The sequence below is a fragment of the Streptomyces sp. NPDC051563 genome, assembly GCF_044454225.1.
Classification (GTDB): Bacteria; Actinomycetota; Actinomycetes; order Streptomycetales; family Streptomycetaceae; genus Streptomyces.
On sequence record NZ_JBITDL010000013.1, the window covers coordinates 147,065 to 160,224 of the forward strand.

Consider the following 13,160-nt stretch of genomic DNA (forward strand, 5'->3'; position numbering starts at 1 on the left):
CCCCTGTTCTCCGGGGCGAACCAGCACCACGCCCCGTACCGGAAAGGAATCCACCGTGGTCTTCATGACCTCCGAACGCCGGCGCGTCATCCTCGTCGGCAGCCGCATCCAGCAGTACCGCGAGTACGCCCTGGCCTCCCTCGCCCAGCACTACGAGGTGACCCTCGTCGCGCCGGAGGCCCCCACCTGGCAGGCCCGTTACGTGGAGACCCACCGGATCGCCGACACCACGGACGCCGCCAAGCTGTACGCCCCGGTCGCCGACCTGCGCGGCGAGGTCGCCAACGCCGCGATCGTCACCTGGGACGAGTGGTCCCTCGTCGCCGTGTCCTCGGTCGCCAAGAAGCTCGGCATGCGGGCCATGGACCCGGCGGCGGCCAAGATCTGCCGCGACAAGTACGCCACCCGCCAGGCCCTGGAAGCGGCCGGCATGGCTGCCGTCCGCTACGTCCCGGCCACCACCGAGGAAGAGGCCGTCGCCGCCGCCGAGTCCATCGGCTTCCCCGTCGTCGTCAAGCCCCGCACCCTCGGCGGCAGCTTCGGCGTGATGATGGCCCGCGACGTGGACGGCCTGCGCCGGGCCTTCCGGCTCGCCTCCACCAGCCGGCTGCGCGGCGCCGGCACCACCGCCTCGGTCCTGATCGAGGAGTTCATCGAAGGCCCCGAACTGAGCGTGGACAGCGTCGTCGTGGACGGCGTCGCCACCCCGGTCTGCGTGGCCCGCAAGCGCCTCGGCGCCCACCCGTACTTCGAGGAGGTCGGCCACCTGGTCACCGACTGGCGCCACGAGCCGTGGGCCGACGCCGTCACCCAGCTGGTCCAGGACTCGCACCGCGCCGCCGGAGTCGACTACGGCGTCACCCACACCGAACTGCGCGTCGCCGCGAACGGCCCCCGCCTGATCGAGCTCAACGGCCGCCTCGGCGGCGACCTCATCCCGCACCTGAACAAGCTCGCCACCGGCGTGGACCTGCCGCTGGCCGCCGCCCGGATCGCCTTCGAGGAGACCCCGGACATCACCCCGACCCGCGCCCTCAGCGCCGAGGTCCGCTTCCTCTACCCGGCCTACGACGGCGCCGTCGACCGTGTCGTCCTGCCCGCGCCCGAGGACGTCGAGGACCTGGCCGAGGCCGTCGCCCTCGTGGAGCCCGGCGACGAGCTGCTGCTCCCGCCCCGCGGCCTGACCCCCCGCTCCGCCGCCCTCGTCGCGGTCAGCGAGACCCCGGCCGGCACCCGCCGCGCCCTGGACCGGGCCGAGGCGCTCTCCCGTACGGAGGTCTCCGGAGTCGCCGCGCACCGGCTCGGCGCCCGCGTCGAGAACGCCGTGACCCGCCGGTTCTTCGACCACGAGCGCACCGCGGCCCGCCAGACCGTCTCCGGAGTCCGGGGCGTGGAGTGGTTCCGCTACGGAGCCGGCGGCGGCGAGGGACTCAACCGCCCGGTCTTCCTCAGCGAGGCCGACGTGACGGGCCTGGAGCACGACCTCAACGGCCTGTTCGAGCTGCTCAAGGCCGTGCCCGCCCGGCTCTTCGGCGGCGACCTGCGGGCCTTCGCCACCGCCGTCGGCATGTCTCCCACCCAGGCCGACCTGGTCCTGCGCGGCTCCGTCGACGAGCTCGCCCCGCTCTCCCGCGCCGACCTGTACCGCGAGACCGGCGGTTTCCGCGTCATGGAGCTCAACACCGGCTCCTCGCTGGGCGGCTGGCAGATGGGCGAGTTCGCCCGCGCCCTGATCCAGGACGCCGAGTTCGCGAAGTTCGCGGCCACCGAGAACCTGGTCTACCCCGACCCGCTCGCCCGCATCACCGAGGTGCTGCGCCGCCAGGCCCCCTCCCTCGAAGGCATCGAGCGGCCGCTGCTGGCGATCACCGACTGGCCCGAGGGCTTCGAGAAGTCCAAGTGCTGGATGGAGTTCGTCGTACCGGCCTTCGAGCGGCTCGGCTTCGAGACCGTCGTCTGCCACCTCGGCGACTTCGCCTACGAGAACGGCAAGGTCCTCCACCAGGGCCGCAAGGTCGACGTGGTCTACCGGATGTTCCTGCCCGGCGAAATGCCCGACGAGCCCCGCACCTACGACCTCGTCAACCCGCTCCTCGACGCCGTCGAGGCCGGCACGGTCGAACTGTTCGCCCCGCTCGACTGCGAGCTGTACGGCAACAAGGGCAGCCTCGCGATGCTCAGCGACGAGCGCAACCGCGCCGTCTTCACCGAGGCAGAGCGCGAGCTCATCGACCGGATCCTGCCCTGGACCCGCTTCGTCCGCGACGAGAAGGTCACCTTCGGCGGCGAGAAGATCGACCTGCTGCCCTACGCCATCGCCAACAAGGACCACCTGGTCCTCAAGCCCACCCTGCTCTACGGCGGCGTCGGCGTCACTCCCGGCTGGACCACCGACCAGAAGGAATGGGTCGCCAAGCTCCGCCAGGCCGTCGACGGGCCGTACGTCCTGCAGCACCGCCTGCTGCCGACCACCGAGCGGTTCCTCTCCGAGGACGGCGAGACCTGCGAGGACATGGCCGTCGCCTACGGAACGCTGATGGTCGACGGACGCTACGCCGGCACCCTGGCCCGCGGTGTCACCGACCCGGCCGTCGGCATCGTGAGCATGCTGCGCGGCGCCCAGATCGGCTGCGCGTTCCACGTGGACCCGGCCGCCGAGGGAGTGGAAGCGAAGTGACCGGCATCGGGAACGGGGCCGCCGAGCCGGTGGAGGAGACGGCGGCCGGCGCACCGGCCGCCGCCGCCCCCGCCACGCTCTGGCGGGACCCGGAGTTCCTCAAGTTCTGGTCCGGGGAGGCGATCTCACAGGTCGGGGCCCAGGTCACGACCCTGGCGCTGCCGCTCACCGCGGTGCTGACGCTCGACGCCAGCTCCTCCCAGGTGGGCTTCGTCAACGCGGCCTCCTACGCCCCGTTCCTGATGGTCACCCTCCTGGTCGGCGTCTGGGTCGACCGGGTGCGCCGCAGGCCCCTGATGATCATGGCCAACGTGGGGCGCGCGCTGCTGGTCAGCGCGGTACCGCTGCTGGCCGTGCTCGACCTGCTGCGCATCGAGTACGTGTACGTGGCCGCGCTGCTCGTGGGCACCCTCACGGTGGTCTTCGACGTCTCCTACCAGTCCTACCTGCCGACCCTGGTCGGCAAGCAGCACCTGGTCGAGGGCAACAGCAAGCTCCAGGGCACCAGTTCGCTGGCCCAGATCGGCGGGCCCGGACTGGCCGGTCTGCTCATCGGCTGGGTCACCGCCCCCTACGCCCTGCTGATCAACGGGATCTCGTACCTCGTCTCCGTGCTGACGCTGCTCGCCGTACGGCGCGTCGAGCCGGAGCCGGTGCCCCAGCAGGAGCGCACCGGGATCCGCAAGAGCATCGCGGAGGGCATCCGGATCATCTGGGACAGCGCCCATCTGCGGGCCTGCGCCCTCCAGTCCGGGCTCTACAACCTGTGCTGGATGTCCCTCCAGACGGTGTTCGTGCTCTACGCGGCCCGCACGCTCGGCATCTCGCCCGGCGGCATCGGGCTGCTGCTGGGCACCGGGGCGGTCGGCTCGCTGGCCGGCTCGATGCTCGCGCAGTGGCTCAAGCGCAGGATCGGCCTCGGCCACGCCATCCTGGCGGCGCTGCTGCTGTGCTGCCTGGCCCCCGCGGCCATCCCGGCGGCCCCGGCGAACGGCGGGGCGCTCTCGCTGGCCCTGTTCGTCGCCGCCTTCGGCCTCATCGGGGCCGGCGGCACCATGGCCAACATCCACATCATCAGCCTGCGCCAGTCCATCACCCCGGACCACCTGCTGGGCCGGATGAACGCCGGGTACCGCTTCGTCTCCTGGGGGACGCTCCCGCTCGGCGCCCTGCTGGGCGGCTGGCTCGGCGACCTCATCGGACTGCGCGAGACGCTGTTCGCCACCGCCGGGCTGTTCCTGACCGCCGTCCTGGTGGTCCTCAACTCGCCGGTGTGGCGCCTGAAGGAGTTCCCGCCCCAGCTCGACGCGCAGCCGCGGAAGGTGGACGCAAGGTGACCCCCCTACAGCAACCGCCCTCCATCGCCGGCCTGCTGGCCCGCCGCACCGGCTGGGGCCGCTCCGACGCGGTGAGCCGGATCCTGGCGGCGGCCGCCGCCCCCGGGGTGCTCTCGATGGCCGGCGGGATCCCGGCCCCCGACAGCTTCCCCGTGGCCCGGCTCGCCGAGGCCACCGACCGGCTGTTCGCCGGACAGGCCGTACGAGCGCTCCAGTACGCCCCCACGGACGGCATCGCCCCGATGCGCGAGGTGATCGCGGCCCGGGCGAGCGAGACCGGGGCCGCCGTCGGCCCCGACCGGGTGATGGTCACCGCGGGCAGCCAGCAGGGCCTGGACCTCGTCGCCCAGACCCTCATAGACGAGGGCGACGAGGTGGCCCTGGACGACCCGAGCTACCTGGGCGCCGTCCAGGTCTTCCGGCGCGCCGGAGCCCGGCTGCTGCCGGTGCCCGCGGACGCGGACGGCATGCGTACCGAGGTCCTGGAGCAGCGCCTGCTCGCCGGGGCGCGGCCCAAGCTGGTCTACGTGGTCCCGCACTTCCACAACCCCACCGGAGCCGTGCTCTCCGAGGAGCGGCGCCGCCACCTGGCGGCGCTGGCCGAGCGGTTCGGCTTCCTCGTCGTGGAGGACGACCCGTACGGGGACCTGGCCTTCGAGGGGGCCCGGCTGCCGTCCACCGACGTGCACAGCGGACGCGTGGTCCGGCTGATGAGCCTCTCCAAGACGGTCTGCCCGGGACTGCGGGTGGCCGGTCTGGTCGCCCCGGCCGAGCTGATCGGGGAGCTGGTCGCCGCCAAGCAGTGCGGGGACCTCCAGACCAACACCTTCGGCCAGTACCTGCTGGCCGATCTGCTGGGGGACCCGGAGTTCCTGCCGGCCCACCTGGCGGGCCTGCGCACGCTCTACGGCGGCCGGGCCCGCGCCATGGAGACGCTGCTGCGCGAGCGGCTGCCCTGGCTGGACTTCGAACGGCCGCGCGGCGGGCTCTTCTTCTGGTGCCGGCTGACCGACCCCAGGGTGGGCTCGGACGCGCTGTACGCCCATGCGCTGGCGCAGGGAGTGGCCATCGTGCCCGGCACGCCCTTCTGCATCGAGGAGGACGGCTCGCGGGTCCTGCGGCTGTCCTTCGCCTCCCTGGACGGCGCGCAGCGCCGCGAGGGGGTCGCGCGGCTCGCCTCGGCCTGGGAGAAGGCCCTCGCCGACGGGCCGTGACCAGAGCTCTTCAGCCCCCCGTTTTCCGTCCACACCCTTAAGGAGCAAGGCCGTGACAACGACGTCGCCCGCACCGGTGACCGCCGAATCCCTGGTGGCCCGGCTGTTCCAGGTGATCGACACCCGCTCGTGGGACCGGCTCGGCGAGGTCTTCGCGCCGGACGCCGTGTACGAACGTCCGGGCTACCCGGCCCTGGAGGGCCTCGACCGGATCCGCCGGTTCTACGAGCACGAACGGATCATCACCTCGGGCGCCCACGAGGTGAGCCAGGTGACCGGCGGCCTCGCCGCGGCCGCCTGCTGGGGGCGCTTCCAGGGCGCCGACAAGGAAGGCGCGGCCCTGGACGAGGCCTTCGCCGACACCTACCTGGTCCGCGACGGCAGGATCGAGCGCCGCAAGACCTTCTTCTTCCGCCCGGCGATCTGACCGCGGGCCGGCCGCGGAACGGCCCCGGGCCGGGTCCGGACCGCCGGGGGGCGGCCCGGACCCGGCCCGGGTGCGCTTCGGCCGAACGGGTGAAACGGGCTGGTGAGACGGGCTGGCGGAACCGGCTGGTGGAACCGGCTACTTCTTGCCGCCCCCGAGGATCTGGCCGAGCAGGTCGCCCAGGCTGCCGCCCGCCGCGGGAGCCGCGCCACCCGGGCCCGCGGGGGCCGCGCCCGCCGCACCCGGTACCGCTCCCGGCGACGGGATGGGGGACTCGCCGCCTGCCGCCGTGGGGGTCCCGGCGCCCGCGCCCCCTGCCTTGCCGGCCGCGCGCTTGGCGAAGACCGCCAGCAGGACGGGGATCAGCAGCTCGATGACCCGGGCGACGGTGGGCGCGGGGATGCCGGTCTTCTTCGATACGGCATTGGCCACGGGCTTGCTCACCTTGGCGAGCACCCCGGCCATCATCCCGCCGCTGAGCATGCCGCCCAGGCCGCCGCCGAGGGTGGCCACGCCTTCCAGCGGGGCCTGGGTGACCTCGGCGAAGGCCTGGCGGACCTCGTTGCCCTCGTCGTCATCGGCGTCGGCCTTCTGCTGGAGGTCGCCGGTCATCGCCCCGACCGTGGCCGCGACGGTGTCGCGGGCGCCGTTCGTGTCGGTGCCGAGGAGGCCGGCGATCTCGGTCAGCTTGTCGTCGCCGAGTTCGGTCAGCACGTCGTCCTGGAAGGAAGGTTCGCTCATGTCTGAAACGCTACTTCCGTGGTGATTCGGCGGCACCTCGGATGAGCTCCGAACCCCCCTTGAGTAATGGAAAGGTAAAGTTCCGGATCCGCGTGCAACCACGGGCAGGGGTCGCGGGTCGTATGGTGCGTCGGGAAACTTCCGGGGGGGATCCGGGGGGATCGGGAAGTCCGACGAGGGAGGGGTAACCGTGAGGGGGTCCGGCCGGAAGGCGGGACCCCCTTTTGGTTCGCCGGGGCGCCGCGAGCGCGGCGGCCGCCCGATTTCCACAGACCCTGCGGGCCTGTCCCACCCGGGCTGTAGCTTCGGGCCATGACGACGAACGCGCCCGTGGCACCGGCGGTGGTCGAAGGCGTGCTGGAGCGCATCACCTACGCCAACGAGGAGAGCGGATACACGGTCGCCCGGGTGGACACCGGCCGTGGCGCCGGCGACCTGCTCACGGTGGTCGGATCCCTCCTCGGGGCCCAGCCGGGTGAATCCCTGCGCATGGAGGGCCGCTGGGGCTCGCACGCCCAGTACGGCCGGCAGTTCACCGTGGAGAACTACACGACGCTGCTGCCCGCGACCATCCAGGGCATCCGGCGCTACCTGGGCTCCGGCCTGATCAAGGGCATCGGACCGAAGATCGCCGACCGGATCGTGGAGCACTTCGGCCTCGACACCCTCGATGTCATCGAGGAGCAGCCGAAGCGGCTGATCGAAGTGCCGGGCCTGGGCCCCAAGCGGACCAAACTGATCGGCGCGGCCTGGGAGGAGCAGAAGGCCATCAAGGAGGTCATGGTCTTCCTCCAGGGGGTCGGCGTCTCCACCTCCATCGCGGTGCGCATCTACAAGAAGTACGCCGACGCCTCCATCTCCGTGGTCAAGAACCAGCCGTACCGGCTCGCCGCCGACGTCTGGGGCATCGGCTTCCTCACCGCCGACCGCATCGCCCAGGCGGTCGGGATCCCGCACGACAGCCCGGAGCGGGTCAAGGCCGGCCTCCAGTACGCCCTGTCCCAGTCCGCCGACCAGGGGCACTGCTTCCTGCCCGAGGACCGGCTCATCGCCGACGGGGTCAAGCTGCTCCAGGTGGACACCGGGCTGGTCATCGACTGCCTGGCCGAGCTGGCCGCCGATCCGGAGGGGGTCGTCCGGGAATCCGTGCCCGACCCGCAGGGCGGACCGGACCCCCTCACCGCCGTGTACCTGGTGCCGTTCCACCGCGCCGAGCTGTCCCTGGCCGGTCAGGTGCGCCGCCTCCTGAACGCCGACGAGGACCGGCTGCCCGCCTTCCGGGACGTGGACTGGGACAAGGCCCTGGGCTGGCTCGCCGGCCGGACCGGGGCCACGCTGGCCCCCGCGCAGCGCGACGCGGTCCGCCTCGCTCTCACCCGCCGGGTCGCGGTCCTCACCGGTGGGCCCGGCTGCGGGAAGTCCTTCACCGTCCGCTCGATCGTGGAGCTGGCCCGGGCCAAGAAGGCCAAGGTGGTCCTCGCCGCTCCCACGGGCCGGGCGGCGAAGCGGCTGGCCGAGCTCACCGGGGCCGAGGCCTCCACCGTGCACCGGCTCCTGGAGCTCAAGCCGGGCGGGGACGCGGCGTACGACCGGGAGCGGCCGCTCGACGCGGATCTGGTCGTCGTGGACGAGGCCTCGATGCTCGACCTGCTGCTGGCGAACAAGCTGGTCAAAGCCGTGGCACCGGGTGCCCACCTGCTGCTGGTCGGGGACGTGGACCAGCTGCCCTCGGTCGGGGCGGGCGAGGTGCTGCGCGCTCTGCTCGCCGAGGGCGGGCCGGTCCCGGCCGTCCGGCTGACGACCATCTTCCGGCAGGCGCAGCAGTCCGGGGTGGTGACCAACGCCCACCGGATCAACACCGGCCTGACACCGATCACCGACGGGCTGCCCGACTTCTTCCTCTTCCCCGAGGAGGACACCGAGGAGGCCGGGAAGCTCGCCGTGGACGTCGCCGCCCGTCGAATTCCGGCCAGATTCGGCCTCGACCCGCGGCGGGACATCCAGGTCCTCGCCCCCATGCACCGTGGTCCGGCCGGCGCCGGGAACCTCAACGCCCTGCTCCAGCAGGCCGTCACCCCGGCCCGCCCGAACCTCCCCGAGAAGCGGTTCGGCGGCCGCGTCTTCCGGGTCGGCGACAAGGTCACCCAGATCCGCAACAACTACGACAAGGGCGCCAACGGGGTCTTCAACGGCACGGTCGGCGTGGTCACCGCGCTTGACCTGGAGGAACAGCGGCTGACGGTGCGCACGGACGAAGACGAGGACGTGGCCTACGAGTTCGCGGAGCTCGACGAGCTGGCCCACGCCTACGCCGTCACCATCCACCGCTCCCAGGGGAGTGAATATCCGGCCGTCGTGATCCCCGTCACGACCGGCGCTTGGATGATGCTCCAGCGGAACCTTCTGTATACGGCCGTCACCCGGGCGAAGAAACTGGTCGTCCTGGTCGGGTCCCGCAAAGCCCTGGCTCAGGCGGTGCGTACCGTTTCCGCAGGCAGGAGGTACACGGCCGTCGCACCCCGGCTGTCCGGCCGGATACCGGTGGGAAACATCACCTAGATGATCGATCATTTGGGGTTCCTACAACGGTTCCGGAGGGGGCAGGATGTGCACGCTGGCGGCACTGAGTGCCGTCAAAAACACCAAAGCTCGACCCCGAGTGCACTCACCTGCGCCAAATGGGGGAAGGTAGAGGCAGTCAGGGCACCTCGAAGAAGAGGCACTACGTCGGTGAGGGATGACGTGAGCGACAACTCTGTAGTACTGCGGTACGCGGACGGTGAATACACCTACCCGGTGGTCGAGAGCACCGTCGGTGACCAGGGCTTCGACATCTCGAAGCTCAGGGCTCAGACCGGGCTGGTCACCCTGGACAGCGGCTACGGAAACACCGCCGCCTATAAGTCCGCCATTACCTACCTCGACGGTGAGCAGGGCATCCTGCGCTACCGCGGATACCCGATCGAGCAGCTGGCGGAGCGCTCGACCTTCATCGAGGTCGCCTACCTGCTGATCAACGGGGAGCTGCCGACCGTCGACCAGCTCGCGTCGTTCCGCAACGAGATCACCCAGCACACGCTGCTGCACGAGGACGTCAAGCGGTTCTACGACGGCTTCCCGCGCGACGCGCACCCGATGGCGATGCTGTCCTCCGTGGTCAGCGCGCTGTCGACGTTCTACCAGGACAGCCACAACCCGTTCGACGAGAAGCAGCGCAACCTCTCGACGATCCGGCTGCTGGCCAAGCTCCCGACGATCGCGGCGTACGCGTACAAGAAGTCGGTCGGCCACCCGGTGGTCTACCCGCGCAACGACCTCGGCTACGTCGAGAACTTCCTGCGCATGACCTTCTCCGTGCCGGCCCAGGAGTACGACCTGGACCCGGTCGTGGTCGCCGCGCTCGACAAGCTGCTCATCCTGCACGCGGACCACGAGCAGAACTGCTCGACCTCCACCGTGCGTCTGGTCGGCTCCTCGCAGGCGAACATGTTCGCTTCGATCTCCGCCGGCATCTCGGCCCTGTGGGGCCCCCTGCACGGTGGCGCCAACCAGTCCGTCCTGGAGATGCTCGAGGGCATCAAGAACGACGGCGGCGACGTCGACGCCTTCATCCGCAAGGTGAAGAACAAGGAGGACGGCGTCCGCCTCATGGGCTTCGGACACCGCGTCTACAAGAGCTTCGACCCCCGGGCGAAGATCATCAAGGCGGCGGCGCACGACGTCCTCTCGGCGCTCGGCAAGGACGACGAGCTCCTCGACATCGCCCTGAAGCTGGAAGAGCACGCGCTGGCCGACGAGTACTTCGTCGAGCGCAACCTCTACCCGAACGTCGACTTCTACACCGGCCTGATCTACCGGGCCATGGGCTTCCCGACCGAGATGTTCACCGTGCTCTTCGCGATCGGCCGCCTGCCCGGCTGGATCGCCCAGTGGCACGAGATGATCAAGGAGCCCGGCTCCCGCATCGGCCGCCCGCGCCAGATCTACACCGGCGAGGTCCTGCGCGACTTCGTTCCGGTCGAGTCCCGCTGACCCGAGGTTCGAGCCGCAAGACCCGCAGGGCCTGCAGGACTCGCAAGACCCGCAGGACCGGCAACACCGCAGCACCCGCAGGACGCGTAAAGGAAAAGCGCCCCGCCATCGATCCCCCCACGGGTCGAAGGTCGGGGCGCTTTCCTTGCCCCGGAACGGATTCCCCCCACGGGACCCGGACCGGGTGTCTGCGTGCCGAAGAAACGTGTAGTCGTCCCAACACGTTTTGGCATCGCCCCATTAGACCCACCGGGTCGCCCGAAGGTTACGCCGGGGTCCCTGTGATCTGCGTCTCGTGTGAAGAAGCCGTGCGCGAGACGTGAAGGGTGATCACTAGCGGAAGGACCGCAGCCGCAGGCTGTTGGTGACCACGAAGACCGAGGAGAAGGCCATCGCGGCCCCCGCGATCATCGGGTTGAGCAGTCCGGCGGCGGCCAGCGGCAGCGCCGCGACGTTGTAGCCGAAGGCCCAGAAGAGGTTGCCCTTGATGGTGGCCAGGGTCCGGCGCGAGAGCCGGATCGCGTCCGCCGCGACCCGCAGGTCGCCCCGTACGAGGGTCAGGTCGCTCGCCTCGATCGCCGCGTCGGTGCCGGTGCCCATGGCCAGCCCCAGGTCGGCCTGGGCCAGCGCGGCGGCGTCGTTGACCCCGTCGCCGACCATGGCGACCGTACGGCCCTCGGCCTGCAGCCGGCGCACGACGTCCACCTTGTCCTGCGGGAGCACCTCGGCGATGACCTCGTCGATGCCCACCGCGCGGGCCACGGTGCGCGCCACGGCCTCGTTGTCGCCCGTCAGCAGGACCGGGGTCAGGCCCAGCGCCCGCAGCCGGGACACGGCCTCGGCGCTGGTCTCCTTGACCGCGTCGGCCACCGTCAGCACCCCGCGGGCCGCGCCGTCCCAGGCGACCAGTACGGCGGTGGAACCCTCGGCCTCGGCCGCGGTCTTGACCTCGGCGAGGGCGGCGGGCAGCGCGATCGACCAGTCGGCGAGCAGCTTCTCGCGCCCCACCAGGACGGCGTGGCCGTCGACCACGCCCTGCACCCCGAGGCCGCCGTGGTTCTCGAAGCCCTCCGGGACCGACAGGCCCCCGGGGAGCTCCGCGGCGGCCGTCGCGACGGCCCGGGCGATCGGATGCTCGGAGGCGTGCTCCAGGGACCCGGCCAGGCGCAGCAGTTCGGCCGGGTCCACGCCCTCGGCGGGGTGGGCGGCGAGCAGGGTCATCCGGCCGGTGGTCACGGTGCCGGTCTTGTCCAGGACGACGGTGTCGACGCGCCGGGTGGACTCCAGTACCTCGGGTCCCTTGATGAGGATGCCGAGCTGCGCGCCCCGGCCGGTGCCGACCATCAGCGCGGTCGGGGTGGCCAGGCCCAGGGCGCACGGGCAGGCGATGATCAGGACGGCCACGGCGGCGGTGAAGGCGGCCGTCGGGTCGTCGGTGATCAGCAGCCAGGTGACCCAGGTGCCCAGGGCCAGGACGAGCACGACCGGGACGAAGACCCCGGAGATCCGGTCGGCGAGGCGCTGCACCTCGGCCTTGCCGTTCTGTGCGTCCTCGACCAGCCTGGCCATCCGGGCGAGCTGGGTGTCCGAGCCGACGCGGGTGGCCTCGACGACGAGGCGGCCGGAGGTGTTGACGGTGGCCCCGGTGACGGTGTCGCCCACGGTGACCTCGACCGGGACCGACTCGCCGGTCAGCATGGCGGCGTCCACGGCGGAGCTGCCCTCGACGACCGTGCCGTCGGTGGCGATCTTCTCGCCGGGCCGGACGAGGAACCGGTCGCCCACCGCGAGCGCGCTCACGGGGATGCGCACCTCGGTCCCGCCGCGCAGCACCGCCACGTCCTTGGCGCCGAGCCGCATCAGGGCCTTGAGGGCCGCGCCCGCCTTCCGCTTCGAGCGGGCCTCCAGGTACCGGCCGAGCAGGATGAAGCTGACGACTCCGGCCGCCACCTCCAGGTAGATCGCCGAGGAGCCGTCCGTACGGGAGACGCCGAAGTCGAAGCCGTGCCGCATGCCGGGCATCCCGGCGTGGCCGAAGAACAGGGCCCACAGCGACCAGGCGAAGGCGGCCCCCGTGCCCACCGACACCAGGGTGTCCATGGTGGCGGCGCCGTGCCGGGCATTGGTCCAGGCGGCCTTGTGGAAGGGGAGCGCGCCCCAGACGACGACGGGCGCGGCGAGGGTCAGCGAGAGCCACTGCCAGTTGTCGAACTGGAGGGCCGGCACCATCGCGAGCAGGACGACGGGCAGCGAGAGCGCCACGGAGACCAGGAGGCGCTGGCGCAGCGCGGCCAGCTCGGGGTCGCGGTCTTCCCCGGCCCCGGCCCCGGCGGCCTGCGCCTCGGGACCGGTCACGGCCTCGGGCTCGGGCGGCGGGGGCTCCTCGGCGGTGTAGCCGGTCTTGACCACCGTCGCGATGAGGTCGGCGACCGCCACGCCTTCGCCGTACGAGACCTTGGCCTTCTCGGTGGCGTAGTTCACCGAGGCGCTGACCCCGTCCATCCGGTTCAGCTTCTTCTCGATGCGGGCCGCGCAGGAGGCGCAGGTCATCCCGCCGATGGTCAGCTCGACCTCGGCCGTGGGCGCGGTGGCGCCGGCCGCCGCTATGGGTCCGTCGTGCACTGTGCTGCTGCTCATGTTCCGGCTCCAGGGGGAGGGCCGGGCCGTACGGAACCAGTATGAGCTGGCCGGTACGGCCCGGCGGGGTACTGCGGGGCGCTGCCGAAGGGGGA

At 71.7% G+C, this 13,160-nt stretch carries 8 protein-coding genes; 6 read left to right on the forward strand and 2 right to left on the reverse strand.

Going from position 1 to position 13,160, the window contains the following annotated elements:
* Nucleotides 1–64 precede the first annotated feature (64 nt).
* Genes ACIA8F_RS17570 through ACIA8F_RS17585 form a run of 4 tightly spaced genes read left to right on the forward strand, consistent with a single transcriptional unit; the run spans nt 65 to nt 5,655 of the window.
* Entirely contained in the window at nt 65–2,677 is a 2,613-nt protein-coding gene (locus ACIA8F_RS17570) for an acetyl-CoA carboxylase biotin carboxylase subunit family protein (protein WP_399379682.1), read from the forward strand.
* Nucleotides 2,674–4,014 (forward strand): MFS transporter, encoded by a 1,341-nt coding sequence (locus tag ACIA8F_RS17575; protein WP_399379684.1) that lies wholly within the window; start codon nt 2,674–2,676, stop codon nt 4,012–4,014. The genes ACIA8F_RS17570 and ACIA8F_RS17575 overlap by 4 nt, the downstream gene beginning before the upstream one ends.
* Nucleotides 4,011–5,228, forward strand: coding sequence for a PLP-dependent aminotransferase family protein (locus tag ACIA8F_RS17580; protein WP_399379686.1), 1,218 nt, complete (start codon nt 4,011–4,013; stop codon nt 5,226–5,228). Before ACIA8F_RS17575 ends, ACIA8F_RS17580 begins: the two co-directional genes overlap by 4 nt.
* 52 nt (nt 5,229–5,280) lie before the next feature.
* Nucleotides 5,281–5,655, forward strand: coding sequence for a nuclear transport factor 2 family protein (locus ACIA8F_RS17585; RefSeq protein ID WP_399379687.1), 375 nt, complete (start codon nt 5,281–5,283; stop codon nt 5,653–5,655).
* Between the two features lie 138 nt (nt 5,656–5,793).
* Here the strand turns inward: ACIA8F_RS17585 and ACIA8F_RS17590 are convergent, their stop codons facing one another.
* Nucleotides 5,794–6,396, reverse strand: coding sequence for a DUF937 domain-containing protein (locus ACIA8F_RS17590; protein ID WP_399379688.1), 603 nt, complete (start codon nt 6,394–6,396; stop codon nt 5,794–5,796).
* Between the two features lie 312 nt (nt 6,397–6,708).
* Here ACIA8F_RS17590 and ACIA8F_RS17595 point away from each other — a divergent pair, with 312 nt between their 5' ends.
* Both ACIA8F_RS17595 and ACIA8F_RS17600 read left to right on the forward strand, forming a co-directional pair.
* Nucleotides 6,709–8,955: an ATP-dependent RecD-like DNA helicase gene (locus ACIA8F_RS17595; RefSeq protein ID WP_399379690.1), complete on the forward strand. Its 2,247-nt coding sequence runs from the start codon at nt 6,709–6,711 to the stop codon at nt 8,953–8,955.
* Between the two features lie 183 nt (nt 8,956–9,138).
* Nucleotides 9,139–10,428: a citrate synthase gene (locus tag ACIA8F_RS17600; RefSeq protein ID WP_243335006.1), complete on the forward strand. Its 1,290-nt coding sequence runs from the start codon at nt 9,139–9,141 to the stop codon at nt 10,426–10,428.
* 333 nt (nt 10,429–10,761) lie between these two features.
* Here the strand turns inward: ACIA8F_RS17600 and ACIA8F_RS17605 are convergent, their stop codons facing one another.
* The gene (locus ACIA8F_RS17605) at nt 10,762–13,065 is read right to left on the reverse strand and encodes a heavy metal translocating P-type ATPase (protein ID WP_399379691.1); all 2,304 of its coding nucleotides are present in this window, start codon (nt 13,063–13,065) and stop codon (nt 10,762–10,764) included.
* Nucleotides 13,066–13,160: the final 95 nt, after the last annotated feature.

Excerpts from the sequence above, each read along its gene's own strand:
- ACIA8F_RS17570 (WP_399379682.1), top strand. The coding sequence starts at position 65 with ATGACCTCCGAACGCCGGCGCGTCATCCTCGTCGGCAGCCGCATCCAG.
- ACIA8F_RS17590 (WP_399379688.1), bottom strand. The coding sequence starts at position 6,396 with ATGAGCGAACCTTCCTTCCAGGACGACGTGCTGACCGAACTCGGCGAC.
- ACIA8F_RS17595 (WP_399379690.1), top strand. The coding sequence starts at position 6,709 with ATGACGACGAACGCGCCCGTGGCACCGGCGGTGGTCGAAGGCGTGCTG.
- ACIA8F_RS17605 (WP_399379691.1), bottom strand. The coding sequence starts at position 13,065 with ATGAGCAGCAGCACAGTGCACGACGGACCCATAGCGGCGGCCGGCGCC.